26 protein-coding genes and 1 tRNA gene are annotated in these 25,055 nt (G+C 58.8%); 12 read left to right on the top strand and 15 right to left on the bottom strand.

The features are described from left to right. Window positions 1–29: 29 nt before the first annotated feature. The 11 genes from CKO36_RS02280 to CKO36_RS02230 form a co-directional block, all read right to left on the bottom strand. Window positions 30–854 carry a MinD/ParA family protein gene (locus tag CKO36_RS02280; protein WP_200279957.1) on the bottom strand — a complete coding sequence of 275 codons (825 nt, stop codon included), beginning with the start codon at window positions 852–854 and terminating at the stop codon, window positions 30–32. After that, complete coding sequence (gene flhF / locus CKO36_RS02275) at window positions 841–2,124, bottom strand: flagellar biosynthesis GTPase FlhF (RefSeq protein WP_200279954.1); 1,284 nt, start codon at window positions 2,122–2,124, stop codon at window positions 841–843. The genes CKO36_RS02280 and flhF overlap by 14 nt, the downstream gene beginning before the upstream one ends. 41 nt (window positions 2,125–2,165) lie before the next feature. Beyond that, window positions 2,166–4,271, bottom strand: coding sequence for a flagellar biosynthesis protein FlhA (gene flhA, locus CKO36_RS02270; RefSeq protein ID WP_200279951.1), 2,106 nt, complete (start codon window positions 4,269–4,271; stop codon window positions 2,166–2,168). After that, window positions 4,271–5,422: a flagellar biosynthesis protein FlhB gene (gene flhB / locus CKO36_RS02265; protein ID WP_200279948.1), complete on the bottom strand. Its 1,152-nt coding sequence runs from the start codon at window positions 5,420–5,422 to the stop codon at window positions 4,271–4,273. The genes flhA and flhB overlap by 1 nt, the downstream gene beginning before the upstream one ends. Before the next feature lie 69 nt (window positions 5,423–5,491). Beyond that, window positions 5,492–6,265 (bottom strand): flagellar biosynthetic protein FliR, encoded by a 774-nt coding sequence (gene fliR / locus CKO36_RS02260; protein WP_200280150.1) that lies wholly within the window; start codon window positions 6,263–6,265, stop codon window positions 5,492–5,494. A 40-nt stretch (window positions 6,266–6,305) separates the two neighbouring features. Beyond that, window positions 6,306–6,575: a flagellar biosynthesis protein FliQ gene (gene fliQ, locus CKO36_RS02255; RefSeq protein ID WP_200279945.1), complete on the bottom strand. Its 270-nt coding sequence runs from the start codon at window positions 6,573–6,575 to the stop codon at window positions 6,306–6,308. Between the two features lie 45 nt (window positions 6,576–6,620). Next, a complete protein-coding gene (gene fliP / locus CKO36_RS02250; RefSeq protein WP_200280147.1) occupies window positions 6,621–7,367 on the bottom strand; it encodes a flagellar type III secretion system pore protein FliP in 747 nt (248 codons plus the stop codon). A gap of 29 nt (window positions 7,368–7,396) precedes the next feature. Continuing rightward, window positions 7,397–7,687, bottom strand: coding sequence for a flagellar biosynthetic protein FliO (gene fliO / locus CKO36_RS19505; RefSeq protein WP_338053403.1), 291 nt, complete (start codon window positions 7,685–7,687; stop codon window positions 7,397–7,399). Window positions 7,688–7,830: 143 nt separating this feature from the next. Next, window positions 7,831–8,346 carry a flagellar motor switch protein FliN gene (gene fliN, locus CKO36_RS02240; RefSeq protein ID WP_200279941.1) on the bottom strand — a complete coding sequence of 172 codons (516 nt, stop codon included), beginning with the start codon at window positions 8,344–8,346 and terminating at the stop codon, window positions 7,831–7,833. An 82-nt stretch (window positions 8,347–8,428) separates the two neighbouring features. Next, window positions 8,429–9,415, bottom strand: a complete 987-nt coding sequence (fliM, locus tag CKO36_RS02235; RefSeq protein ID WP_200279938.1) for a flagellar motor switch protein FliM — start codon at window positions 9,413–9,415, stop codon at window positions 8,429–8,431. A 33-nt stretch (window positions 9,416–9,448) separates the two neighbouring features. Beyond that, a complete protein-coding gene (locus CKO36_RS02230) occupies window positions 9,449–9,955 on the bottom strand; it encodes a flagellar basal body-associated FliL family protein (protein ID WP_200279935.1) in 507 nt (168 codons plus the stop codon). Between the two features lie 143 nt (window positions 9,956–10,098). Here CKO36_RS02230 and CKO36_RS02225 point away from each other — a divergent pair, with 143 nt between their 5' ends. Then, complete coding sequence (locus CKO36_RS02225; RefSeq protein ID WP_200279932.1) at window positions 10,099–11,313, top strand: AI-2E family transporter; 1,215 nt, start codon at window positions 10,099–10,101, stop codon at window positions 11,311–11,313. A gap of 3 nt (window positions 11,314–11,316) precedes the next feature. Here CKO36_RS02225 and panC read toward each other — a convergent pair whose 3' ends face one another. Genes panC through pcnB form a run of 3 tightly spaced genes read right to left on the bottom strand, consistent with a single transcriptional unit; the run spans window position 11,317 to window position 14,317 of the window. Then, window positions 11,317–12,168, bottom strand: coding sequence for a pantoate--beta-alanine ligase (gene panC / locus CKO36_RS02220; protein WP_200279930.1), 852 nt, complete (start codon window positions 12,166–12,168; stop codon window positions 11,317–11,319). A gap of 9 nt (window positions 12,169–12,177) precedes the next feature. Next, complete coding sequence (gene panB / locus CKO36_RS02215; RefSeq protein ID WP_200279927.1) at window positions 12,178–12,978, bottom strand: 3-methyl-2-oxobutanoate hydroxymethyltransferase; 801 nt, start codon at window positions 12,976–12,978, stop codon at window positions 12,178–12,180. A 7-nt stretch (window positions 12,979–12,985) separates the two neighbouring features. Beyond that, window positions 12,986–14,317: a polynucleotide adenylyltransferase PcnB gene (gene pcnB, locus CKO36_RS02210; RefSeq protein ID WP_420826305.1), complete on the bottom strand. Its 1,332-nt coding sequence runs from the start codon at window positions 14,315–14,317 to the stop codon at window positions 12,986–12,988. 172 nt (window positions 14,318–14,489) lie between these two features. Here pcnB and CKO36_RS02205 point away from each other — a divergent pair. Both CKO36_RS02205 and alr read left to right on the top strand, forming a co-directional pair. After that, a tRNA-Glu gene (locus CKO36_RS02205) sits at window positions 14,490–14,564 on the top strand. A 52-nt stretch (window positions 14,565–14,616) separates the two neighbouring features. Continuing rightward, window positions 14,617–15,714, top strand: coding sequence for an alanine racemase (gene alr / locus CKO36_RS02200; protein WP_200279921.1), 1,098 nt, complete (start codon window positions 14,617–14,619; stop codon window positions 15,712–15,714). 153 nt (window positions 15,715–15,867) lie between these two features. On the opposite strand, the gene CKO36_RS02195 is transcribed toward alr, so the two are convergent. Beyond that, complete coding sequence (locus CKO36_RS02195; RefSeq protein WP_200279918.1) at window positions 15,868–16,017, bottom strand: hypothetical protein; 150 nt, start codon at window positions 16,015–16,017, stop codon at window positions 15,868–15,870. A 249-nt stretch (window positions 16,018–16,266) separates the two neighbouring features. On the opposite strand from CKO36_RS02195, the gene CKO36_RS02190 reads away from it, so the two are divergent. The 9 genes from CKO36_RS02190 to CKO36_RS02150 all read left to right on the top strand — a co-directional run bounded on the left by CKO36_RS02190 (window position 16,267) and on the right by CKO36_RS02150 (window position 25,008). Further along, window positions 16,267–18,342, top strand: a complete 2,076-nt coding sequence (locus tag CKO36_RS02190) for a ribonucleoside triphosphate reductase (protein WP_200279915.1) — start codon at window positions 16,267–16,269, stop codon at window positions 18,340–18,342. Window positions 18,343–18,414: 72 nt separating this feature from the next. Further along, complete coding sequence (gene nrdD, locus CKO36_RS02185; RefSeq protein WP_200279912.1) at window positions 18,415–18,609, top strand: anaerobic ribonucleoside-triphosphate reductase; 195 nt, start codon at window positions 18,415–18,417, stop codon at window positions 18,607–18,609. A gap of 23 nt (window positions 18,610–18,632) precedes the next feature. Further along, a complete protein-coding gene (locus tag CKO36_RS02180) occupies window positions 18,633–19,328 on the top strand; it encodes an anaerobic ribonucleoside-triphosphate reductase activating protein (protein ID WP_200279909.1) in 696 nt (231 codons plus the stop codon). A gap of 109 nt (window positions 19,329–19,437) precedes the next feature. Beyond that, the gene (locus CKO36_RS02175; RefSeq protein WP_200279906.1) at window positions 19,438–20,427 is read left to right on the top strand and encodes an SPFH domain-containing protein; all 990 of its coding nucleotides are present in this window, start codon (window positions 19,438–19,440) and stop codon (window positions 20,425–20,427) included. A gap of 17 nt (window positions 20,428–20,444) precedes the next feature. After that, entirely contained in the window at window positions 20,445–21,377 is a 933-nt protein-coding gene (locus tag CKO36_RS02170; RefSeq protein ID WP_200280144.1) for an SPFH domain-containing protein, read from the top strand. 220 nt (window positions 21,378–21,597) lie between these two features. Further along, window positions 21,598–22,554 carry a serine hydrolase gene (locus tag CKO36_RS02165; protein ID WP_200279903.1) on the top strand — a complete coding sequence of 319 codons (957 nt, stop codon included), beginning with the start codon at window positions 21,598–21,600 and terminating at the stop codon, window positions 22,552–22,554. 261 nt (window positions 22,555–22,815) lie between these two features. Further along, complete coding sequence (locus tag CKO36_RS02160; protein WP_200279900.1) at window positions 22,816–23,370, top strand: NapC/NirT family cytochrome c; 555 nt, start codon at window positions 22,816–22,818, stop codon at window positions 23,368–23,370. Between the two features lie 2 nt (window positions 23,371–23,372). After that, window positions 23,373–24,344 carry an ankyrin repeat domain-containing protein gene (locus CKO36_RS02155; protein ID WP_200279897.1) on the top strand — a complete coding sequence of 324 codons (972 nt, stop codon included), beginning with the start codon at window positions 23,373–23,375 and terminating at the stop codon, window positions 24,342–24,344. Window positions 24,345–24,390: 46 nt separating this feature from the next. After that, window positions 24,391–25,008 (top strand): c-type cytochrome, encoded by a 618-nt coding sequence (locus tag CKO36_RS02150; protein WP_200279894.1) that lies wholly within the window; start codon window positions 24,391–24,393, stop codon window positions 25,006–25,008. The last annotated feature ends 47 nt before the right edge of the window (window positions 25,009–25,055 follow it).

Here is a 25,055-nt window from a genome sequence, read left to right as displayed (position 1 = left end):
GTTGAAAATCTGAAGACCCGGCGGATCAATCAGGCGTGTGCAAGCAGGCGTTCGACGAAAAAACCCAGGCCACCATGATTGGAGCGGGCGGTTTTCCAGCCATCGACCCGGCGTGCCAGTTCGGCAAAGGCGCGCGCCGAAGCGCTGGCCGGGTAAAGATTGACCACCGGCACGCGCTTTTGCACCGCCCGGCGCAAATGCTCATCAAGTGGAATGATACCTGATAACTCAACTACGACATCAGGTAAGTATTGCGTCAGTACCGTCGCAAGATTCTGCGCGACTCGCCGCCCGGCCTCAGCATTGACCATCATGTTGCACACCAGACGAAAACGGCGCAAGCCATGATCCTGATGCAAAACCTTAATCAACGCATAGGCATCGGCCATTGAGGCCGGTTCGTCGCACACCACTACCAAAACATCCTGCACAGCCTTGCAAAAACTGGTAACGGAGCCCTGCACACCAGCGGCGGTATCAACGATCAGCACATCGAGTGGCTCACGATACGAGCTAAAAGCGCGAATCAGCCCCGCATGCTCGGTGGTACTCATGTTGGCCATGGATGCAACACCCGAGATGGCGGGCACCAGCAAAATGCCATCGGGTCCTTCAACCAGGATGCTGCCGAGATCATCAACCTCGCCGCTGACTAAATCATACAGGGTGCGCTGCGGACGCACCCCAAGCAACAAATCAGCATTGGCAAGCCCCAGATCGGCATCAAACAGCATCACCCGACGGCTGAGCCTGGCCAGTGCCACAGCCAGATTGACCGACACATTGGTTTTTCCAACCCCACCTTTGCCGCTTGCAATAGCTAAAAGCTTTAACTGCGGCTCATAGGCCGACATGGGCGCCTTTCCTAAAAGGAACCACCGATTCGAGAATCATCCCCTGATCCGCCGGACCCAGGCGGTCTGCGACGGGAGCTGCGCCCAGGGATTGCATGGGCTGTTGGGCCGCTTGTTGTAATGGTTGTCGCAGTGACTGCTGCACAGGCGCCTGCTCCAGCGAGGTGCTAAAGGACGGGGCGCGACCCATGGGGGTGTCATGCAGGGCCAGCCGGGTCAGGTACATGGAATCCACAGCGTGGAAGTGCTCGGCTAGGCCCAGGCCATCGCTATAGAACGCCAGTCCCAGGCGTTGCTCAAGCAGCACCGACAGTGCCTCGCCAAGGTGTTCGACCTCATCGACTTTGGTCAACACCAGCGCACTCGGCGTATTGCCTTGAAAGGCTTGCAAAAGCTGTCTGAGCACCCGCCCCTGATGCGTCGCCGCAATTACCAGCCAGGTTTCGATCTCGACTTCCGCGCGCACATGGGCAAACAGGCGCTGCTCGGCAACATCCTGCGTTGCCTGTCCAGCGGTATCGACCAACACCAAGCGCCCCTCACCAGCCCGCACCGCCAAATCGACCAGTTCGCGTTCGCTCTCCAGCAGCATCACCGGCACGCCGGCCATCTGCCCAAAGGCCTGTAATTGTTTGTAAGCTCCCAGGCGCTGGCGATCCAGCGTCACTAGGCTGACGGCATCCCGCCCCATGCGTCGAATCTGGCGCAGCGCCAGACGGCTGACAGTGGAGGTTTTGCCCACGCCCGTCGGACCCACCAGCGCCAGCATGCCACCACGTTCCAGGATTTCCGGTTGCTCGGTCGGCAGTGCCGATGACAGGCGTGCTCGCACCCGCGACCAGGCAGTTTCAATTGAGGTGTCTTCAGGAATGCCGCCTGCAACACTGCGCGCGAGCTTGTCCTCGAAACCGCGCCCAATCAGTCCGGCCGCCAAATCGGCTGCCAGGGGATGACGTGCGGCCCATTGCGAACTCTCGCTGGCACCTTGTTGCTGCACCAGCAGATGGCGCAGGTTACTGAGTTCGCGTCGCATGGCGTTTAGCTGCGGATCGACTGGATTCTGACCGTAGCCAAGGACGCGTTCCATCCCTCCCTCGGCTCCAGCACGCATGGGATCATCGGTGCCCCCCCCGGCATCCACGGCCGCCACGATCTCAAGCATGCCATCGACCCGGCGACTGGAAAGGATCACCGCGTCAGCGCCCTGATGCTCCCGCACTTGGCGCATCGCATCCCCCATGTCCTTCGCCCGATATCGCCGTACATTCATCTATTACTCTCCCTACTTACATCCCGTGGACTGGGCAAGGACTAGGCGGCACGCGCGTTCGCCTGTCCCACGGTCGCTACGACCCGAATACGTCTGTTATCCGGTATCTCGGTAAAAGCGATCACAGTCAGATTACGCACCGCACCGCGCAGCCAACTTGAAATCCAGGTGCGAATTTCCGGAGCCACCACCAGCACCGCCGGGGCTCCATCCATTTCCTGACGGCGCACCGCATCGGCAACGGATCGCTGCACCCGTTCGGCCAGGCTGGGATCAATGCCGATGCTTTCCCCCTGACTGTTTTGCAATGATCTATGCAAAAGTTGTTCCAGCGAAGGATCAAGGGCAATCAGCGGCAACTCGTCGCCAGCGCCAACCAAGTCCTGCACAATTGAGCGTGCCAGGGCGACCCGCACGGCAGCGGTCAGCACGTCGGGATCCTGACTGCTCTGCGAACGCTCCGCCAAAGTTTCGGCAATGGTGCGAATGTCGCGAATTGACACCTGTTCAGCCAACAAATTCTGCAAGACCTTGAGCACCACACCGAGTGGCAGCGATTTGGCAAACAGATTTTCGACCAGCTTGGGCGAGCGGCGCCCGAGCTGATCGAGCAAATGCTGCACTTCCTCATAGCCAATCAACCGATAGGCGTTTTCGCGTAACACCTGCGACAGATGGGTGGCGATGACCGTAGCGGCATCCACCACGGTATAACCAGCTCCCTGCGCCGTATCGCGATCCGAGGGATCGATCCAGAGCGCATCCAGCTTGAAGGTCGGATCCTTGGTCGGGGTTCCAGGCACCTTGCCGAACACCTGGCCAGGGTTGATTGCCAGCTCGCGATCAGGAAACACCTCGGCCTGGGAGATATTCACTCCCAGCAGGGCGATACGGTACTGATTGGGACCAAGCTCCAGGTTGTCGCGAATATGCACCGGTTGAATCAAAAAGCCCAATTCCTGGGACAACTTGCGGCGCACCCCTTTGATCCGCCCCATCAACTGGCCATCCTGGCTGCGGTCCACCAGGGCAATCAACCGATAGCCCACCTCCAACGCCACCAAATCCACTGCGGGCACATCGTCCCAGGACAGATCGCGCATCTCAGGTGGGGGTACCTCATCGCCACCAGGTGGCAGCGCCGCTTGCGCCTCAGCCGCTTCCCGTTCGGTCGCATGACGGCTAATTTGATAGCCGGCTCCGGCAAGCATGCTCGCCAAACCAAGAAACACCATGTTCGGCATCCCGGGAATCATGCCCATGACGCCAATGACGCCAGCGCTCACATAGAGGACTTTGGGGTTTTCAAACAGCTGGGCCGTGACTTGCTGGCCCATGTCCTGCGCGGTGGAGACTCGGGTGACTATCAGGGCCGTAGCGGAGGACAGCAGCAGCGACGGCAACTGCGCGACCAGACCGTCACCAATGGACAGCAAAACGAAGTTGGAGGCCGCATCATCAAAGCTCATATCGTGCTGCGTCATGCCGATAATGAGCCCACCAATCACATTGATGAACAGAATCAGAATGCCGGCGATGGCGTCGCCACGCACGAATTTACTGGCACCATCCATGGAGCCGTAAAAATCAGCTTCCTGGGCGATTTCTTCGCGACGCGCGCGAGCCGTATCCTGATCGATCAAGCCGGCATTCAGATCGGCATCAATAGCCATCTGTTTGCCCGGCATGGCATCAAGGGTAAACCGGGCGCTCACCTCAGACACACGCCCAGCGCCCTTGGTGACCACAATAAAGTTAATGATGACCAGGATGGAGAACACCACCAGGCCGGCGGCAAAGTTGCCACCGATGACAAAGTCACCAAAGGCCTGCACCACGCGCCCGGCCGCCGCCGTACCATCGGCCCCATTGAGCAGGATGACCCGGGTTGAGGCCACATTCAGCGCCAGGCGTAGCAGGGTCGCCACCAGCAGCACGGTTGGAAAGATCGCGAATTCCAAAGGTCGCGCGGCATAGATGGCGACCATGATCACGACCAGTGACAAAGCAATATTAAAAGTAAACAGAATATCCAGGATAAAGGGCGGTAGCGGCAGCACCAGCATGGCCAGCAAGGCCATCAGGAGCACGGGCGCTCCCAGCCCGAAATCCCGCAGTGCTTGCAGTCTGTCGGCGATGCCAGCCATTAGTTCGCCTGGTGCGCACGACGCGCACTGACGCGATCAAGAAATTCCTCAGGCACCGGCAAATCCCGGGGCATGACCGGCTGCATATCCGGGCGCTTGAGCTGATAGACGTAGGCTAGAATGCGCGCCACAGCGACGAAGAGACCTCCGGGAATTTCCTGATTCAAATCAGTGGTGAAATAGATTGCGCGCGCCACCTTCGGTGCTTCGACCGCCACAATCTTATGCTCCTCAGCCAGTTCACGAATTTTGAGTGCCACCTCATCAATCCCCTTGGCCAGCAAGCGTGGCGCGCCCATGGCGCCGGGCTTATATGCAATAGCCACGGCGAAATGGGTCGGGTTGGTAATCACCACATCTGCCTTAGGCACTTCGGCCATCATGCGTCGCTGCGCCATTTCCATTTGCATTTGCCGGATGCGCCCCTTGACCTCCGGCTTGCCTTCGGTTTCCTTGTGCTCATCCTTCACTTCCTGCAAGGTCATTTTAAGCTGCTTGTTGTGATTCCACAGCTGAAAGGGTACATCAATCAGCGCAATCAGCAGCAGCACCGCAGAAACCATTAAAAACACCCAGGCCGCCAGATGCCCGGCATGCATGATGCCCTGTTTCACCGACTCCTCACCCAACATCAAGATCTCATCGACAATCCCCGAGAGTACGGAGGCGGCCACTCCACCGATGAGGATGACCTTGCCCAGGGACTTGACAAGTTCTATCAGCCCGGTTGTAGAGACAAACTTCTTCGCCCCCTTAATGGGATTGAGCTTGTTAAACTTGGGCGCCATCGCCTGACCCGAGAAATTGCCCCCTCCGATGATCAGGGGTCCCACAACAGCCGCGACGGTAAGCAGGGTGAGCAAGGGGGCAAGATTTAGCAAGGCATCCGTGACCTGCCGACCGAAATACACCGGAACAATGGCGGAGTTGAACAGCTGTTCGCGCTCAAGGGTCAGACCGTCAGCAAACTGATTGGCAATCTCCATACCCAGATGAGACCCAAACAGCACCATGAAGCTGCTGGCCACAATCAGCACAATGAAGGTATTGAGTTCCTTCGAACTCGGCACCTGGCCTTTTTCACGCGATTCACGAATGCGTTTGCCAGTCGGTTCTTCGGTTTTTTCCTGGCCGTTTTCGTTTTCGGCCATGGCAATTCTCCGGGGCCTGTCCGGGGCCGAGAGTGCTGCGCAACCCGCCTTGGGTGCGTCAGCAACGGATCAGAGCCTGATCAGTTGCTGAATCAACTCAAAACCCTGTGTTAGTAATTCACCAAGCCGGGCAAAAATACTCGGCAGCAGAACGCTCAGCAGAATAAAACCGGCCATCATCATGACTGGAAAACCGACGGCAAAAATATTCATTTGCGGTGCCGTACGCGCCACCACGCCCATCGACAAATTCACCACTAGTTGCGAAGCAATGGCCGGCAGTGCAATCAACAGCGCCCCGCTGAACATGGTGGTGCCAAAGTTAAGCAGTGCCCAGAAGTCATCCGACCTCAAGCCAGCCTCGCTGATCGGCAGGCTGACAAAACTCAGCATCAGCATTTCAATCAGCACCAGATGGCCATTCATGGCGAGAAACAGCAAGGTGGCAATAATGACAAAAAACTGCGCCACAATCGGCACCTGTATGCCACCCACAGGATCGATCGCCGAGGCAAAGCCCAATCCCATCGACAGTGCCACACTCTCTCCGGCCTGAGTCAATGCCGAGAAAACCATTTGCAGACTAAACCCCATCGCAATGCCGATCACGACCTGCTGCATGGCCACCATCAGCCCCTGCATGCTGAGGGGGTCAATCAAGGGCGCTGCGGGCAACTGCGGCGCAATCAGCATCGCCAACAACAGCGCCAGCCCCATACGCATTTGGGCATTGACATTCCTGGCGCCAAAAATGGGCGATACAAACAGCATCGCCGTGATGCGCATAAAGGGCCAGATCACCGACAGCGTCCAAGTCATGATCTGATCCGCGCTGAAGTTAATCACAGCAGCGCTCAGTTTCAGGCTCCCGGTTGCGGTTTAGTCAACCCAGCAGCGTTGGGATACGATCATAGAGACCAACGGTATAATCAGTGATGGTTGCTAACATCCAGTGTCCCGCAAACAGTATCGCAGTAAACACTCCAAGCAGTTTGGGGATAAAGGTCAGCGTCATTTCCTGCACCGATGTTGCCGCCTGAAGCATACCAACCAAAACACCAATTGCTAACCCAGTGACCAAGGGTGGCGCCGCCATATAGAGCAGGATCGTCCCTGCTTCTTTGCCAATATCAATTACCATTTCCGGTGTCATTGCATATCACTCCTCAATGGTTGTGCTGCACCTGTATTCCTCGGTCTAGCCATAGAAACTGCGCGCCAGCGTACCCAAGATCAGTGACCAGCCATCAATTAGCACAAAGAGCATAATTTTGAACGGCAAAGAAATAATCATTGGCGACAGCATCATCATACCCATGGACATCAGCACACTGGCAACGACCATGTCGATAATCAAAAATGGAATCAGGATCAGAAAGGAAATCTGAAATGCGGTTTTAAGTTCGCTGGTCACAAAGGCTGGCACCAGCAAATTCAACGGGATCGCATCCGGGCTGTCGAATCCATCAATACCATTGATGTCAGCAAACATAGCCAAATCCACCTCGCGCGTCTGCGCCAGCATAAAGGTACGCAAGGGTTTTACCGCAGCACTCAGCGCCTCTTCCGTGCCTAACTCCTCATTTGCATAAGGCACCACAGCATCGTTATAAATATCCTGAAACACCGGCCCCATAATAAAAAGGGTCAAAAAAAGCGCGAGCCCGAGCAAAATCTGACTCGACGGCGTCTGGGTGGTACCCATACCCTGGCGCAGAATCCCCAGAACAATGATAATGCGCGTAAAGGAAGTCATCATGATCAAGGCCGACGGCAGCAGCGTCAGCAGGGTCATGAGAATCAGCGCTTGCAGCTTGACCGTGTAGACCTCGCTACCATCTGGAGTGGCGGTCACCGACAGGGCATTCAAGCCACCCAGCTGCGCCCCGGCATCAGACGCAAACAGCGCACAGCCCAGCGCCCCGAACAAAACAGTCAGGACCATCAGCGGGCGGCGGGTCAGCGGAATCGAACTCATGCGTCTGGGGTTTTACTCATCTGCTTGCGCAGCAGAGAAGCAAAATCAACGCCAGGCTTGGGTTCCGCAGGGGATTTCAGGGGTTTTTTCAGTTCGTGCAGCCTGCGCATACCGGCCGGACCGACCCCAATCAGCACTTGTTCCTCACCAATCTGAACGAGCATCAGGCGCTCACGGTTCCCGACCGAACGAACCGCCAAAATTTCGATGGCGTGGGGAATGCCAGCGCCAGAAGTGCCAGAAAATCGACGCATGAACCAGGCAAATGCCACAATTGCAAGTAGCACAAAGGCCAGGCCACCGATTAACTGCGTCAGATAGCCGCCGGCCCCATAGCGGCCAATAGTTGGTTCAAGTGGCTCGGCGCCCCCGGCACCTGGCATTAGCAAAAACCATACCATAAACCACCGATGCCAAGCGCCTGATCGCATCACTTGTTGATCTTCCGAATGCGCTCGCTCTGGCTGATGACGTCGGTCAGGCGGATACCAAATTTTTCATTGACCACCACCACTTCGCCATGTGCGATCAAAGTGCCATTGACCAACACGTTCAGGGGCTCACCGGCCAAGCGGTCGAGTTCGACCACCGACCCTTGATTGAGTTGCAGCAGATTGCGAATCGGAATCCGGGTGCGGCCAATTTCCATCGAAATGGTGACAGGTACGTCCAGCACCATATCGAGATTGACTTGATCCGCACCTTCGACATGATCCTCGGAGAACTCCTCTGGATTCATCGGAGTGGCCGCCGATGCGTCATTGCCACCCCCAACCCATTCGGACTGACGCGTGCCGGATGCCGCACCACTATCTGTCTGTTTTTCTTCCTCTTGCTGCTCTTCAAGTGCTGCTGCCCAATCGTCCGCCGCCGACGACTCATCCCCGGCATCCATATCGACCTCCGGGGTGTCATCAGTAACCGGGTTGTCTTGTTCCTCGCTCATAGCTGAACTCTTTGCGGTTGTGGTGCTGCGCTCATCGAATTTAACTGACCAATGCCCATGATTCTACCCAAAAGGCAACACTTTAATTCGTTTGCACATGCACGATTTCTTCGATCCTGATCGCATTTTGTCCATTGATAGTGCCAAATTTGCCACGAAATAACGGGATATCCTCCACATTAAGGTCCACCAGATCGGGAAAATCGATTGGAATAATGTCGCCCGGGCGCACTCTAAGTAACTCTTCGACAGTTAAGGTCGTCTCGATTAGTGTGGAACTGACTTCAACTTCAGCCGCATAGACCTCCTCTTCGAGCGCATGCAGCCAGCGCTTATCCACGCTGGAGCGGTCGGATTGTAAACCGGTATCAAGATGCTCGCGAATGGGTTCGAGCATGGAGTAGGGCAGTGTCACATGCAGATTGCCACCACCACCATCAAGATCAACGTGAAAATCATTGATCACAACAATCTCGGTCGGGCTGACGATGTTGGCAAACTGCGGGTTCACCTCCGCGTTAATGAACTCAAACTTGAGTTCCATCACCGGCTCCCAGGCTTTCTCCATGTCGGCGAAAGCCGTATTGAGCAGATTCTGGATCACCCGAAGTTCCATGGGCGTGAAATCACGCCCTTCAATACGGGTGTAGAAGCGCCCATCACCGCCAAAGAAATTATCCACCAATACAAACACCAGCTTGGGATCAAACACAAACAGCCCGGTACCATGCAAGGGGATAACACGCACCAAATTTAGGCTGGTTGGCACAAAGAGCGAATGCACATAATCCGAGAATTTAACCAATCGGGTGCCAACCACAGAAATTTCCGCTGAACGGCGCAACAGATTGAACAAGTGCACGCGCAAGTAGCGGGCAAAGCGCTCGTTGATCATTTCGAGCGTGGGCATGCGCCCACGCACAATGCGTTCCTGGGTTGCGAAATTGAACGACCGCGCCTCGCCATCGGCGGGAAAGGGATCCTCGTCGGCATCAATGTCGCCGCCATCAACGCCATGCAATAGGGCGTCGATTTCGTCCTGACTAAGGATGTCGGTCTGCTGGGACATGGCGAATACTCCGCTCGGCCAGATGACTCTGGCTTACTGCATTACAATTTCGTTGAAATAGACATGCTCAATCCCGGCCGGGGAGCCGGTACGCACCAAAATCGCGGTAATCGCGTCATAAATCTGTGTGCGCAAGGCATCCTTACCTTCGGGGGTATTCAATTCTGCATATTTCTGGTTGCCCAGGATCGGCAGCAAATCGTTACGAATAATCGGCGTGTGCAAGCGCAAGGCATCAATCACCGCCGGATCCCGGCTGGCCAGCACTAGGTTAACCCGTACAAAGCTGGCCGGCTGATCCGGCTCCAGAGTCGCCGTAATCGGCTTGTCGAGCCGGTAGTAGAGCAAGGGCATGGGTGCGGGTTCCGTAGTCACTTCCGCCTTTTCAGTACCGCCCAGCAGAAAATACCAGGCTGCCCCGCCACCGCCACCAAGCACAATCAGTGCCAGCAAAAGGATGATAATCAGTTTTTTCTTGCCAGCTTTCTTGGGTGCTCCATCCTCGTCACCCTTGCCTTTCTTTGCTGCCTTTTTTGCCATGCTCAATTCACCTTCGTTGCTCTTGGACGCCCGGCTCGCCAAGCTGATGCGATCACCACGAGCGCCGTTTGTAAGCTTGGGAGTTTAGCAAACTGCTAGGATTGCGGCTCACATCCATCAATCAACGGCTGGAGCCGAGGTCCGTGAACAAAGACCAGATCAATAATTTGACCATTTTACTGATGACGCTGGGGATTAGCGCGCTCTTCCTGAGCATGATCCAGCCCTTCCTGATGGCGATCTTCCTGTCGGGGATCTTCAGCGCCCTGGCGCGGCCTGTTTACCTGCGCCTGGATCAGTGGTTCAAAGGCCGGCACCATCTGGCCTCCCTGGTCACCTTGCTCATCATGGTCGCCATCGTGCTGATTCCACTGACCAGCTTAATCGGTGTTGTCATCGCACAGGCGATTGATGTCAGCGAGTCCGTGACGCCCTGGGTCAAAAAACTCACCGAACCGGGAGTCTTGACCGCCAAAATCGAACACCTGCCCTTATACGACGTCCTGCTGCCATACCGCGAGCTGCTGATCTCTAAGGCGGGCGAAGCCGTTAGCCTGGTCAGCACCTTTCTGGTCGGCGGGCTGTCATCGCTGACTCTGGGCACGGCCAATGTGGTCTTTATGATCTTCGTAATGCTCTACACCATCTATTTTCTGCAAATGGACGGTCATCGGCTGGTCGAAAAAATCCTCTACTACCTGCCGCTCAAAAGCAGCGATGAACATTTGATGCTGGATAAATTCACTTCAGTGACGCGCGCAACCCTGAAAGGCACGTTACTGATTGGTGCTCTGCAAGGCACCCTGGCCGGTATCGCCTTTGCTGTCGCCGGCATCAATAACGCCGTCTTCTGGGGCACCCTGATGGCGGTGCTCTCCGTGATACCCAGCATTGGCTCCGCACTGATCTGGATCCCCGCCGTCATCCTGCTGATGATTCAGGGGCAGGTGCTCAGCAGTCTGCTGCTCGGGCTCTTTTGCGGTCTGATTGTCGGCAGCCTCGACAATGTCCTGCGTCCGATTTTGGTCGGCAAAGACACCAAAATGCACGAGCTGATGATTTTCTTCAGCACCCTGGGCGGCATTATGATGTTTGGCCTAACCGGCATTTTCATTGGCCCCCTGATTGCCTCGCTCTTCATCACCATCTGGGACATGTACGGCACCGCCTTCAAGCATCTGCTGCCTGCCGTGGAATGGACCCCCAGTATTCAGCCTCTTGGGCATCAAGCGCCTGCCCGGCCGATCCCTGAGCCATCGGCACCCGCCTCATCTGCTAAACAAGCCGATGCACCTGTCGCAGAACCCAACACTGAAACACCGGATGAACAAAGTACAGACCAAGCAGAGAAAGGCTAACCCTTATCGCTTCGTGTTAAAACAACAATTATCGATCAACCGCGTACTTCCCAAATAAGCGGCCGCCAGAATCACCAGAGACTCATCATCCGGCCTGGGGGCGGCCAAATCAGCCGCCCGGCGCACGCGAACATAATCCGGGCGCAAGCCCGCCGTGCTCAGCTGTGCCTCCGCTTCCGCCTCTACAGCCGCCAGGCTCGCACCCTGCTGCACCGCCTGCGCCGCTGCCTGCAACTGCTGTTGCAACTGCGGCGCCAGCGCACGCTGCTCGGTACTGAGATAGGCATTGCGCGAACTCATTGCCAGGCCATCGGCTTCGCGCACTGTCGGGCCAGCTAGGATTTCAATCGGCAGGTTAAGATCCTTGACCAGACGCCGAATCACCACCAACTGCTGAAAATCCTTGGCACCAAACACGGCAACATCGGGCTGCACGATATTAAACAGCTTGGTCACCACAGTCGCCACGCCTTCGAAAAACCCAGGACGGCTGCAACCGCACAGCATCTCACTCAATCCAGGCACATGTACCCGGGTATGGCCCTCGCGCCCGTCCGGATAGATCGCCTGCTCCGAGGGCGCGAACAGCCCATGCACCGCGCGCGCCTCAAGCTGCTGGCAATCCTGGTCAAAAGTGCGTGGATAGCGGTCAAAATCTTCATTGGGACCGAATTGCAGCGGATTCACAAACAGGCTGACCACCACCCGGTCACAGCAGTCTTGTGCCTGATCGATCAACGACAGATGCCCGGCGTGCAGAGCCCCCATGGTCGGCACCAGCGCCACGCGCAGACCCGCGCGCTGCCATTCGGCGCGTTGCGCACGCAGGGGGGCAATCTCGTGAAAAATCAGCATGACAAGACCTCAGAACAACGTCTGCTCCGGCCCTGGAAAGGCGCCGGACTTCACCGCCGCCACATAGGCCGCCAGCGCACCACTGAGCCCGCCGGTCTGGCCGGTGAGGAAATCCCGGCTGAAACGTGGTGGCCGGCCCCTATGGGCACCCAGCATGTCGTGTAGCACCAGCACCTGACCATCGCAGTCAGCCCCCGCACCAATCCCAATCACCGGCATCCTGAGCTGTTGTCGGAGTTCTCCAGCCAGCTGTGCCGGCACACATTCCACCACCAGCAACTCCGCCCCAGCTTCTTGCAACGCCCGTGCATCGGCACGAATCCGCTCCGCAGCTCCGGCCTCGCGTCCCTGGTAGCGATATCCACCCAGACGATGCACCGACTGCGGCAGCAGACCAAGATGCACACACACGGGCACGCCAAAATCACTCAGCGCCCGTACCATATCCAGCACCTGAGCACCGCCTTCCAGCTTGACCATTTGCGCACCGCCCTCCCCCATCAGGCGGTGTGCACTGGCGAGCGCCTGAGCCGGCGTGGTGTAGCTCAAAAAGGGCAGATCGGCGATCAGCAGCGGTGCCGACAAGGCGCGCGCCACTGATTTGGTGTGATATACCATATCATCAACACTGACCGGAAGCGTGCTTGCGTGTCCCTGAATCACATTCCCGAGCGAGTCGCCCACCAAGACCACCTCGACCCCGGCCTGCTCCAGCAGGCGGGCAAAGGTCGCGTCATAGCAGGTTAGGCAAGCAATTGGCTGACGCTCGCGCTTCATGCTCGCTAACTGTCCGAGCGTTATCCTATCCATCTCTTATTCAGTCCTGAGACTCGGCCACCTGACCGGAGAGTGCGGCCTCACCGCCCCTAGCCTCGGGCTGCTTGGCCTTGCGTGTTTTACGCGGGCGGCGCTTGCGACGCCCGGCTGACTTGCGCTCAGCGGTCATGGCCGCACGTTCCGACGAATTCACATGCTGAAACTGCGTCCACCAGTGCGCAAGCTCCGGATCGACCTCACCGGACTCAGCCCGCAGCAGCAGAAAATCATAAGCGGCGCGAAAGCGCGGATGCTGAATCAAGGCCAGGGGGCGCTTGCCGCGCCGGCGCTCCAGGGCTGGCTGTAATGCCCAGATCTCCCGCATCGGCAGACCGAAGCGCTTAGGAATCGCCACCCGCCGCTGCTGACGCCCGGCGATGGTGCCAGCGGCAAGTGCCATCGCCTCGGCTTCGCGATGACCGGCCTCCAGCAAACGCTGGTATTCCCGTCGCACCGGCTCCCACAGCAGCACCGCCAGGAGGAAAAAAGGCGCAATCGGCTTGCCGTCCTGCACCCGGCGGTCGGTGTTGTCCAGTCCGCGATTGACGAAGGTAATCGGAAATCCCTGTTCCTCTTCCGCCAAACAGGCTTCGATATCGGGGAAGAGTTCGGCAAACAGACCGTAATGGCGCAGTTTTTCAAAGGCCGAGAGGGCGTAGCCAGCCTGAAACAGCTTCAGAATTTCCTCAAACAAGCGCGCCGGCGGCACCTCATGCAGCCAAGGCGCAAGCTCGAACAACGGACCCTCGCAGGATGGATCAATCACAAAACCGAGTTTGCAGGCAAAGCGTACCGCACGCAGCATCCGCACCGGATCTTCCCGATAACGTGCCACCGCATCCTGGCCAATCAGGCGCAGACGCCCGGCGGCAATGTCATCCAGCCCCCCGGCATAATCAACCAGGGAGAAATCCTCAATGTTGTAATAGAGCGCATTGACGGTAAAGTCGCGGCGCAGCGCATCCTCGGCAAGACTGCCATAGACATTATCCCGCAGGATCATGCCATTTTCGATCTGGCGGGCGCCCTCATCACCGTCGGTCAGAGGCCCGGCGCGGAAGGTCGCCACCTCGACAATCTCGGGGCCAAAAAAGACATGCGCCAGTCGGAAGCGCCGGCCGATCAGCCGACAGTTGCGAAAGACGGCGCGCACCTCCTCCGGGCGGGCATCGGTGGCAACATCAAAGTCCTTGGGCTCATGCCCAAGCAGCAAATCCCGCACACCGCCACCCACCAGATAGGCCTGATAGCCGCTCTGCTTGAGTCGATAAAGCACCTTGAGCGCATGGGCGCTGATATTCGCGCGCGAGATACTGTGCTCTGGACGCGGCACAATGCGAGGAGTCGGTACAACCAAGGAAGACAAATGAACCTAATGTTATGTTTGTTTCAATCCACGCCTGGAAAATAAGCCAGGCGATAACAAGCCGAACCAGCCGCGCATGATCTCCGCTTGAGTCCGACGCCAAATGCCGTATAATACGCCACTTAGCACTTCACGTCCCGCTCCCTTCGTCTAGCGGTTAGGACGCTGGCCTCTCACGTCGGTAACAGGGGTTCGAATCCCCTAGGGAGCGCCATTCAAGCTTTCCATCCCCTTTGGGCGGGTTGTGTCATCAGCACAGCCCCGGTATGTCCCGACCGACTCAAGCCCACATCGATCTCGCAGCCATTCGCCACAATTTCCACCTCGCCAAACGTCTTGTCGGCGGCGCGCAGGTACTTGCGGTCATCAAGGCCAATGCCTACGGGCATGGCGCCGTTGCCGTAGCCCGGGCACTGGAGACGCAAGCTGACGCCCTGGGCGTCGCATGCAGCGAGGAGGCACTGGAGCTGCGGGAATCGGGCATTCGCGCGCCCATTGTGCTGCTGGAGGGTATTTTCGAGCCGCTTGAGCGGCAATGGCTCGACCGTCTGAACTTAACGCCCGTCGTGCATAACCGGCAGCAATTGAACTGGCTCTTGGAGGCGCGCCCGCGCCAGCCGCTCGGAGTCTGGCTGAAGCTCAACACCGGCATGCACCGGCTCGGCCTGGCACCGCAGCAGGCTAGCGCCGCTTACACCGAATTGAGCCGCTGCCCCCATATCGACCGCGTGGTGCTGATGACCCATTTCGCCCGTGCCGATGAAGCCGCCTCCGCACCAACCGACGCCCAGCTCGCCTGCTTCAAGCGCCATTGCGCCGGGATTGCGGCACCGCGCAGTCTGGCCAACTCAGCCGCCATTCTCAGCCGGCCAGACAGCCATGCCGACTGGGTTCGCCCCGGCATCATGCTCTATGGCCTGGATCCGCTCGATCATGACACCCCTCAGGCCGCCGACTTACGCCCGGCGCTACGCTTTGAATCGGCACTGACAGCCGTGCGCGAACTCGCCGTCGGCGAGTCGATCGGCTATGGGGGGCGCTTTGTCTGCACCCGCCCCACCCGCGTCGGCGTAGTTGCGGCTGGTTATGCCGACGGCTACCCCCGCCACGCCCCCGACGGCACCCCGGTAGCCGTGAATGGCACCCGGACGCAGCTCATCGGTCGGGTGTCCATGGATATGCTCACCGTCGATCTCACCGAACTCCCGCAAGCGCAACCCGGCGATCCGGTTGAACTCTGGGGACCACAAATCAGCGCCACCAGCGTCGCAGCAGCCAGCGGCACCATCAGCTATGAACTGCTGACCAGCCTGTCACGTCGGGTGCCACTGCATTATTACAACGCCACAGCGGCAGATACCTGAGACCACCCTCCCTTTCTCGCAGCTTCCAAGCGCCAGCCTGGCTCAATGCCAGCGCTCGCCGCATAAACCGGCCAGTCCGGTCAAGCAGCGCCATTGATGACCCGGCGCGCAACGCAGACCACGAAAAGACTGGTTCAGCAACAGAAAACCGTCTCAACGGCGTACGCCCGGCGGATCGGCGAGCGTGGCGGCCCGGTGCCAATCCCCCTGCCGCCAGTCCAGCGTAGCGCGCAAGCGACAAACATCCAGCAGGCGTAGCGCGTCTGGGGCTGCGCCGGGTTCGGCGACCTGCACCGGCGCCACTGCAAGCCTCCAACAGCAGAAAAACCATCAATTCTGCCATTAACTTAACGATGGCAAGACTCGCAGCCTGCGAGCCGTGCGTCCTCTCTCAAACCCTCCAGCAGCTCTGGCCTGGCCGCACATTTGATGATCCAGGTCAGCTTAGGTTAAAATCGCTTTTCACAATATCTAGTGTCATCTATACTGACAAGCACAATATCTTGTGTCGCCAACTCAGATGACCTGACCAGAGCAGCCGCGAGTCCACTTATGTCCCATCGCCAGCCCAGTCTTGCCAGCCTACCACGGCGCGTACTTAAACGCGACGGAAAGGAAGTTCCATTCGCGTCCGCGCGTATTGAATCGGCCATTCTGCGCGCCGGTCGTGCCAGTGGTGAGTTCGACGAGCTTGAAGCTGGGCTGCTGACCGCTCAGGTGGTCAAGGTGCTGGCGCATCGCTTCAATGATGAGCGGGTGCCCGACATCGAAGACATCCAGGATGTCGTCGAGCAAACCCTGATCAGCGCTAATCATTTTGTGACCGCGCGCTCCTATATTGTCTATCGCGAGCAGCATCGCAAACTGCGCCACGATCACCGCACTCTGGTCGATGTCGCCGGTTCCATTAACGAATACCTCGACCGCTCCGACTGGCGCGTTTCGGCCAACGCCAATCAGGGCTACTCGCTCGGCGGGCTAATCCTCAATACCTCGGGCAAGATGATCGCCAACTACTGGCTAAGCCACGTCTACACCCCCGAGATCGGCGAAGCCCATCGTGAAGGCGATTATCACATTCACGATCTGGATATGCTGTCCGGCTACTGCGCCGGCTGGTCGCTGCGCACCCTGCTCAACGAGGGTCTGAACGGTGTGCCGGGCCGGGTCGAGGCCGGGCCACCGCGGCACATGTCCTCGGCCATCGGGCAGATTGTGAACTTCCTCGGCACCCTGCAAAACGAATGGGCCGGTGCCCAAGCCTTCTCGAGCTTTGATACCTATCTGGCGCCCTTCGTGCGGTGCGACCAACTCGACTACACCCATGTGCGCCAGTACATTCAGGAACTGATCTATAACCTCAATGTTCCGTCGCGCTGGGGCACCCAGACGCCCTTCACCAATCTGACCTTCGATTGGGTGTGTCCCGAGGATTTGCGCGATCAGGTGCCCTTGGTCGGTGGGGTTGAGCAGCCCTTCACCTATGGCGACCTCCAGACCGAAATGGACATGGTCAATCGCGCCTATATTGAGGTCATGACCGAAGGTGATGCCAAGGGGCGGATTTTTACCTTCCCGATCCCGACCTATAACATCACGCCGGACTTCCCTTGGGAGAGCGAGAACGCCGAACGGCTGTTCGAAATGACTGCCAAGTACGGCCTGCCTTACTTCCAGAACTTCGTCAATTCCGAGCTGTCCCCCAACATGGTGCGTTCCATGTGCTGCCGCTTGCAGCTCGACCTGCGCGAGCTGTTAAAGCGCGGCAATGGGCTCTTTGGCTCCGCCGAGCAGACTGGCTCACTCGGCGTGGTGACCATCAACTGCGCCCGGCTGGGTTATTTGCACAAGGGCAAGGAACAAGAGCTGCTTGCGGCGCTCGATCACCTGCTGAATCTGGCACGCAAGAGCCTGGAGTTGAAACGCAAGGTGATTCAGCGCCATCTTGACGCCGGTCTCTTCCCCTACTCCAAGCGCTATCTCGGCACCCTGCGCAATCATTTCTCGACCATTGGCGTCAATGGCATCAACGAAATGATCCGCAATTTTACCCGAGATGCTGAGGACATCAGCACCGAATGGGGGCGCACCTTTGCCACCCGTTTCCTTGATCATGTGCGCGCACGCATGGTGAGCTTTCAGGAAGAAACCGGCCACATGTACAACCTAGAGGCCACACCCGCCGAGGGCACCACCTACCGCTTCGCACGCGAGGACAAGAAGCGTTTCCCGGACATTTTGCAGGCTGGCAGCGAGGACTCACCCTATTACACCAATTCCTCTCAGCTGCCGGCCGGCTTTACTGATGACCCCTTCGAGGCGCTGGCGCTGCAGGAAAACCTGCAATCCAAATACACCGGCGGCACCGTGCTGCATCTGTACATGAGCGAGAAGATCAGCTCGACCGAGGCCTGCAAGCGCCTGGTACGACGAGCCCTTGAGAACTTCCGTCTCCCCTACATCACGGTGACGCCGGTGTTCTCCATCTGCCCGCATCATGGCTACATTGCCGGCGAGCATGAATACTGCCCCAAGTGCGATCAGGAACTCATCGCCCACAAGCGGATCGAGGCCCAGAGCGCCGAACTGGCGGTTACCGGAGCCACCACCCTGGTTCCAAACACCTGAATCCTCAAATCATGAACCCTGAGAACATTGACCACCGGTCAATGCGTCCATCAACCCTCACTGGAGACACCCATGCTGACTGACGGCTCTATCGAAATCCGCGATGAAGAACGGACCCGCTGCGAGGTTTGGACCCGTGTAATGGGATACCATCGCCCGGTTTCAGCCTTCAATGCCGGCAAGCAGGCCGAGCATCGCGAGCGACGTCTGTTCAGCGAGCAGCCGCAAGGCAGCGAGCAGCCCCAGCGCACGCTCGAAGCGGCTTAATCGCCCGCGCGCCGAATGCTCGCATGGATGTGGCACCCACCAGCCTGCGCCTTGGCGGCCTGACGGCGCTCAGCACCACGGACTACCCCGGTGAACTGGCCGCGACCCTGTTCTGCCAGGGCTGCCCCTGGCGCTGCGCCTACTGCCACAATGCGCATCTGCTCAATGCCAACACCCCGCCCGCGCTCAGCTGGGCCGAGGTGCTGGAATTTCTCGGCTCCCGGCGCGGTCTGCTTGACGCGGTACTGTTCAGCGGTGGCGAGCCGACCCTGCAAGCTGCGCTGCCAACGGCCATCCAAGCGGTACGCCGCCTGGGGTTTAAGGTCGGACTGCATAGCGGCGGCCCGGCCCCGCAGCGACTCGCGCGCGTGCTGCCGCTGATTGACTGGCTGGGTCTGGACATCAAGGCCCTGCCCGAGGACTATCCGCTGATCACCGGCGTGCCTGGCTCTGGCGCCAAAGCCTGGGAGAGTCTGGCACTGGCGCTAGCCTCCGACGTGGCGCTTGAAGTGCGCACCACCGTCATGCCCGGATTCGACCATCCGGACTATCTCGCTGATTTGATGCAGCAGCTGGCCGCCGCCGGCGTCTCGCGCTACGCTCTGCAACAATGCCGCCCGCATTCCTTACTCGATGCAGAGCTGCGCACCCAACTGCCCACCCAACTTCCCCCGCCCGACAGCACTCCCTTCGCGCATTTCGTCCTGCGCACCGCCTGATCGCCCCAGCAGAATTCGCGCTTGCGGCCTGTCCTGAAGCCGCTATGCTTGAAGTGCCCGCCACGCGCGGACGCCCTCGCCTTTCCTTGGTCTGCTGGAGATCCCGCCCATGGCCATTACCGCTTTTATGCTTGGACTGCTGGTCTATGCCGGCTTTCGCCTGTTTCACCGCGCTTTTTATACCGTCAAGCCCAATGAGCGCGCCGTCCTGACCTCCTTTGGCCGCGCACAGCGTATCGGCGACAGCTTTGTGCGCGACAACAGCCTGAATGAAGAAGAACAACAACGCTATCAATTCCCGGTGCTGCGCACCATCGGGCCCGGTGGCCCCTACTTCAAATGGCCCTGGCAGAAGGTGCATAAGGTTGAAGTGGACACCAAGGCGCTGGATCTGACCTGGGATCCGACCAAACGCCAATCCACCATTGAGGCGGTCACGAAAGACAACCTGACCACCGGCGTCAATGGCCAGATTCGCTTTCGCGCCTCCGAGAACAACCTCTATGCCTATCTGTTTGGCATCGACACGCCGCTTGAGCATGTCATGGGCTATTTTGTCTCCGTGCTGCGCGAGCGCATCGCCAACTTCGTCGATCCCAAGGGCCAGAGCCTGGTCGGCAGCGGCGACATGCAAGGCGAAGAAGGCGGGCCCGCTGTTGATCTGTCAGAAGGGGTGTCCATCAATGACCTGCGCAAAAACCTGCCGCTGCTCAACGACTACATGGAACAGCAATGCCGTTCCACCGGCACCCGCTACGGTCTTGAGCTGGACGCCGCCTTGATCACCCAGATCGATCCGCCAGCGGAGGTCGATCGCGCCCTGTCCGCCATCAACTCCACCCGCAATCAGGTCGCCGCTGACATTAGCACCGCCCGCGCCGATGCCGAGCAGCAAATCACCATGAGCAACCGCGCTGTGGAGATCGCCAGCAACAACGCCCAGGCCGAGGTTGCCCCACTGCGCGAACTGAGCGAAACCCTGTCCAACATCAAGGCACGTGGCGGTCAGAGTGCTCTGCGCGCCTATTTGCGCAACATGCGCATCCCGCTGCTGAAGCAGGCACGACGCATTGTGCAGATCACGGCTCCTAACCGCTAACCGAGGCTCCCGTTATGATGTTCCTTGATCAAGACTTTGGCACCTTCATTGCTTTCTTTTTCGGGCTGGCCTGTATTCCGCTGCTGCTGGCTCTGGCACGCTCTTTTGGTATTTATGCCGTGGTGCGCGAGCGCGAGGCGCAGGTGTTCATCCTGTTCGGCAAGGTATTAGGCACCCTGGATGAGGCCGGCCTGCAATACCCGGTCAGTCATTTCGGGCTCAAGGCACTGCTGGTGCCCTTTTTTGGTAAGCGCCACCTGGTCAGCACCGCGCTCAAGCAGTATTACCTGCGCGATCAGATGGTCAATTCCGAAGAAGGCACCCCCATGGGGGTCGGCATCTGGTACGAGATGCAGGTCAGCGATCCGGTGTCCTATTTGTTCGTCAACGCCAATCCAGAAGGCTCCCTGCAAGCCAATGTGGCCAGCTCCACCATCTCGACGCTCAGCAATCTCGAAATGGACAAGATGCTCGAAGACCGCCATCAGCTCAGCCGCAAGGTGCGCGCGACCGTGTCGCCGCTGTCGGAAAAATGGGGCTACAAGCTCGGCTCGGTTTACATTCGCAAAGTTGCCTTTACCGACCGACAAATGGTGGACAACATCACTGAAAAAGTGGTCAAGCGTCTGGTGCAGGTGACCAGCGCCATGAAACAGGATGGCGAGAACCGCGTCGGCCTGATTAAAAGTCAGACCGCCTACAAGGTTTCGCAGAAAATGGCCGAGGCTGCCGCCACCCGCCCGGCTGTGGTTGGTGCCGCGCTCAATGAGATCGCCGGCAAGGATCCAGAGGTACTCAACGCCGTGCTGGATGTGATGGAAACCGAGCGCCTGATCGAGTCCCGCGCCGAAGTCGATGTGCTGCCCGCCGATGCGCAGCTGCTGGTTGAGCTGGGCAGCAGCACCGGGCACATCCCCAGAATGACGCTCGACAGCGAGGCGCTGGCCTGATGTCACACCGCCGCCTCGCCCCGGCATCCGGGGCGGCGGCGGGCTAGCACAGCAGCCGGACTTGGCGCAATGATCAACTGATTTATCAAGAAGATATCAAAATAGACTGATAAATAAGAAAAATATTTTTCCAGACTCCCTTGATTTCTGGCGTGTTTTGATTATGCTTTTAAGGCATCAGTCCGTCGTTTTACCGCCACTTTCGCCAGCGGATCATGCCATGAACAAGCTTTTTATCCCCGCGCCCCCGGACGCCACCTCCAGCCTTATCACCCCAAGCACGCTGTCGCGGCGCCATTTCCTCGGTAACCTGACCCTGGCCAGCGGCGCCCTGCTGCTTGGTGGCGCAGCGCCACCGCTGGCCGCCGCACCCAGCGCCTTGCAGACGCAGGTTTCAACGCTGGTCAAGCGGATGCGGGCTGAGGGACGCATTTCCTCCAGCGAGCGCACCTCCTGGTCGATCTACGACTTCTCCACTCGCCAAAAGCTGGTCGCCATCAACGAGGACATCCCGCGTCAAGCCGCCAGCATGATCAAGCCCTTTGTGGCACAAGCGTTTTTCTACCTGGCGGATCGCCGTCGCTCCGGACCGCAATTTACCAGCTCGGTGCGCGACATCATGGAGCAGAGCATCCGCCGCAGCAGCAACACCGCCACCAATGAGCTGATGCACATGGTCAGTCGCGCCAATGGCAACCATGGCCCGCAGGATGTCGAGCGGGTGCTGAAACAATACGCCCCGGGGGTCTTTCGCGAGACTAGCGTGGTTGAATACATTCCCGCAGGCGGTCGCACCTATCGCAACAGGGCCTCGGCGCACGACTACAGCCGCTTCCTGTTCGCGCTCTGGCACAGCCGCCTGCCGCATGCCCGGGATCTGCGCGACATCATGGGGCTGCCCAACCATGATCGCATCACCCGGGGTGTCAGCAGCATCCCGGCGCATGTGCGCGTTTATGACAAAACCGGCTCCACCGCGCGCCTGTGCGGCAATATGGGCATTATCGAGTGTCAGGACAGTCGTGGGCGCCCACGGCCCTATACCTTCATCGGCATCATTGAGCGCGACAGCCGCACCGAGTCCTATACCAGCTGGATCACGGCGCGCAGCAATGCCCTGCGTTCGGTTTCAAATCTGGTCTATCTGTACATGAAAAACCAGCACCAATTGGTGTAAAACACGAGCTTGCCTCCCCTGGCTCGCCCTTCCTGCCGACACAATGGGTTTGGGTCCCTGGCCACATAGGCCACTGACCCAAACCACTTACCTGCCCCAAAAGGCGCAAAACCTATTCCCTTGCTTGGCAAGCGGCTTTCTATCCTTTAGCATCTGTCAATGACAATTGACAGTCCAGAGATCGGACTTGGCCTGCTGGTGCGGTCCGACCCCTCATGACTTAAGGAACAAGCCATTTGAAATCACCCAGTGAGGTTTTGCATGCCTGACACCAAGGCTTCCTCTCGCCGCTACATGCTTGTGTTTGTCGCGCTTTTTGTGGCCGGCATCGGTTTCGCCGGCCTGTTTAATTTTACGCTGAGCGCTACCAACGAGATGGAGTTCTGCGTCTCCTGCCACACCATGCAGACCAACTATCTGGAATATCAGGAGAGCATGCACTTCAAGAATCAATCCGGCGTGCAGGCCACCTGCGCCGATTGTCATGTGCCCAAGCCCTTCCTGCCCAAGATCGCGACCAAGATCATCGCCGCCAAGGATGTCTATCACGAAATTATGGGCACCATCGACACCCCGGAAAAGTTTGAAGCGCGCCGCTGGCACATGGCCTCAAACGTCTGGAAAAAGATGGAACGCACAGATTCGCGTGAATGCCGCCGCTGTCACGACTACCAGAACATGGATCTGTCCGAACAGGGCCGCTCCGCTCGCAGCCGCCACTCCCGCGCCGAGGACAAAGGCCAAACCTGTATCGACTGCCATAAGGCGGTGGTGCATAAAATGCCCCGCGAGCCCGAAGAGCCAGAGGAGGAGTGAGGATGACACGGCCGGATCTTCCTGACCAGCATGGTTCCCACTTATGGCGCGCGGCCTGCGCCCTGAGCGCCGCACTGTTGACCAGCGCCGCGCTCGCCGGCAATCCCGAGCTCGACCGCGAACTGCGGTTGTCAGCCATGATCGGCGATACCCCGAGCGTCGCCGCACTCATCGACCAGGGCGCCGATGCCAATGCCGCCAATGAGTTCGGCAAAACCGCGCTCATGATGGCCGTGGAAAGCGACAGCATGGATACGGTCGCCCTGCTCATCAACCGTGGTGCCGATGTCAATGAGCGCACCGTCGCCGGCTGCACTGCCCTGACCTTCGCCGCCGAAAACGGCCACATTGGCATCTCGGCATTGCTTATTGAACGCGGCGCCCACGTCCACGACCGCACCCGCGCCGGCTGGGATGCCCTGATGATTGCCAGCCGCTACGGCATTGCCGACATGGTTCGACAACTGCTGTTTCGCCATGCCGACCCGCGCGCCGCCGACAAGGAGGGACGCAATGCGCTTATGAATGCCGCCGCCGCAGGCCACACTGAAATCGCCGAACTGCTGCTGCAAGCGGGCGCCCAGCCCAACAGCCAGGACAACGCAGGCGATACCCCGCTGATCATCGCCGCTGACAATGGCCAGGCGCCCATGGTCGAGTTACTGCTCACGCATGGGGCCGAGGTCAACCGGCGCGATCAGCTCGGCATGAGTGCCCTGTCTTGGGCGGTGACCGATGGCAATCCGCGCATCGCCCGCACCCTGCTCGCCGCCGGAGCTGACCCGAACATCGTCGATATCGATGGCTTCACCCCACTGATGCAAGCCGCCCGTGCCGGCGATGCCGATCTGATCCGCCTGCTGCTTGATCATGGTGCTGATCCCAAGGCGACTAACCAGAACGGTCAGACCCCGGTCGAGATCGCCCGCGCCCATGACCAGACTCGCGCCGTGCAAGCGCTCACCAGTGACTGACACGGCACCACCACGGGAATCGTTCCCACCCATAGGAGGAATCATAATGAACCAACACCCCTCTCTCCGCACCCTCATCGGTGCTGCCCTGCTGCTTGGCGTTGGCTCCAGTGCCGCCCTGGCCGAATCCGAGGACACCACCGCCATCGGCACCATGCTGGCCAACACCTGCGCCGGTTGCCATGGCACCCATGGCAATAGCCTGGGGCCGGCCACGCCCAGTATTGCTGCCATGGATCCGATTGTCTTCGTCGAAACCATGCAGTACTTCCGCGATGACGAGACCTACTCCACCATCATGGGTCGCATTGCGCGTGGCTATAACGACGAAGAACTCGAAAAGATGGCCGAATACTTCCACCAGCAGGACTTTGCTCCCGCCCAGCAGGATTTCGACCAGGCCCTGGTCGAGGCAGGCAGTGACCTGCACGAGCAGTACTGCGAAAAGTGCCATATCGAAGGTGGCAAGGCGGTTCCCGAGGAGGAGGACTATTACATCCTGGCCGGCCAGTGGACCCCTTATCTGAAGTATGCCATGAGCGACTTCCGCGACGAGCGCCGCGAGATCCCCAAGAAGATGAAGCGCAAGCTTGAGTCCATGCTCGAAGCCGAGGGTGATGACGGACTCGCTGCCCTTTGGGCCTATTACGCCAGCCAGCAATAAATTAAGACGCCATCCGCGCAAGATAAGCATTCAGGAGGAGAATGGAT

Origin of the sequence: Rhabdochromatium marinum, assembly GCF_016583795.1 — a bacterium.
GTDB lineage: Bacteria > Pseudomonadota > Gammaproteobacteria > Chromatiales > Chromatiaceae > Rhabdochromatium > Rhabdochromatium marinum.
Note: the sequence above shows the minus strand (reverse complement) of the source record. Positions and strands in the feature narration are given on the sequence as shown.

Excerpts from the sequence above, each read along its gene's own strand:
- CKO36_RS02280 (WP_200279957.1), bottom strand. The coding sequence starts at position 854 with ATGTCGGCCTATGAGCCGCAGTTAAAGCTTTTAGCTATTGCAAGCGGC.
- fliQ (WP_200279945.1), bottom strand. The coding sequence starts at position 6,575 with ATGACACCGGAAATGGTAATTGATATTGGCAAAGAAGCAGGGACGATC.
- flhB (WP_200279948.1), bottom strand. The coding sequence starts at position 5,422 with ATGGCCGAAAACGAAAACGGCCAGGAAAAAACCGAAGAACCGACTGGC.
- nrdD (WP_200279912.1), top strand. The coding sequence starts at position 18,415 with ATGCTGACTGACGGCTCTATCGAAATCCGCGATGAAGAACGGACCCGC.
- fliP (WP_200280147.1), bottom strand. The coding sequence starts at position 7,367 with ATGGTCCTGACTGTTTTGTTCGGGGCGCTGGGCTGTGCGCTGTTTGCG.
- flhA (WP_200279951.1), bottom strand. The coding sequence starts at position 4,271 with ATGGCTGGCATCGCCGACAGACTGCAAGCACTGCGGGATTTCGGGCTG.
- CKO36_RS02165 (WP_200279903.1), top strand. The coding sequence starts at position 21,598 with ATGAACAAGCTTTTTATCCCCGCGCCCCCGGACGCCACCTCCAGCCTT.
- CKO36_RS02155 (WP_200279897.1), top strand. The coding sequence starts at position 23,373 with ATGACACGGCCGGATCTTCCTGACCAGCATGGTTCCCACTTATGGCGC.
- CKO36_RS02180 (WP_200279909.1), top strand. The coding sequence starts at position 18,633 with ATGGATGTGGCACCCACCAGCCTGCGCCTTGGCGGCCTGACGGCGCTC.
- fliN (WP_200279941.1), bottom strand. The coding sequence starts at position 8,346 with ATGAGCGAGGAACAAGACAACCCGGTTACTGATGACACCCCGGAGGTC.
- CKO36_RS02190 (WP_200279915.1), top strand. The coding sequence starts at position 16,267 with ATGTCCCATCGCCAGCCCAGTCTTGCCAGCCTACCACGGCGCGTACTT.
- flhF (WP_200279954.1), bottom strand. The coding sequence starts at position 2,124 with ATGAATGTACGGCGATATCGGGCGAAGGACATGGGGGATGCGATGCGC.
- CKO36_RS02175 (WP_200279906.1), top strand. The coding sequence starts at position 19,438 with ATGGCCATTACCGCTTTTATGCTTGGACTGCTGGTCTATGCCGGCTTT.
- CKO36_RS02150 (WP_200279894.1), top strand. The coding sequence starts at position 24,391 with ATGAACCAACACCCCTCTCTCCGCACCCTCATCGGTGCTGCCCTGCTG.
- CKO36_RS02170 (WP_200280144.1), top strand. The coding sequence starts at position 20,445 with ATGTTCCTTGATCAAGACTTTGGCACCTTCATTGCTTTCTTTTTCGGG.
- panC (WP_200279930.1), bottom strand. The coding sequence starts at position 12,168 with ATGCTGATTTTTCACGAGATTGCCCCCCTGCGTGCGCAACGCGCCGAA.
- panB (WP_200279927.1), bottom strand. The coding sequence starts at position 12,978 with ATGGATAGGATAACGCTCGGACAGTTAGCGAGCATGAAGCGCGAGCGT.
- alr (WP_200279921.1), top strand. The coding sequence starts at position 14,617 with ATGTCCCGACCGACTCAAGCCCACATCGATCTCGCAGCCATTCGCCAC.
- CKO36_RS02230 (WP_200279935.1), bottom strand. The coding sequence starts at position 9,955 with ATGGCAAAAAAGGCAGCAAAGAAAGGCAAGGGTGACGAGGATGGAGCA.
- fliM (WP_200279938.1), bottom strand. The coding sequence starts at position 9,415 with ATGTCCCAGCAGACCGACATCCTTAGTCAGGACGAAATCGACGCCCTA.
- CKO36_RS02160 (WP_200279900.1), top strand. The coding sequence starts at position 22,816 with ATGCCTGACACCAAGGCTTCCTCTCGCCGCTACATGCTTGTGTTTGTC.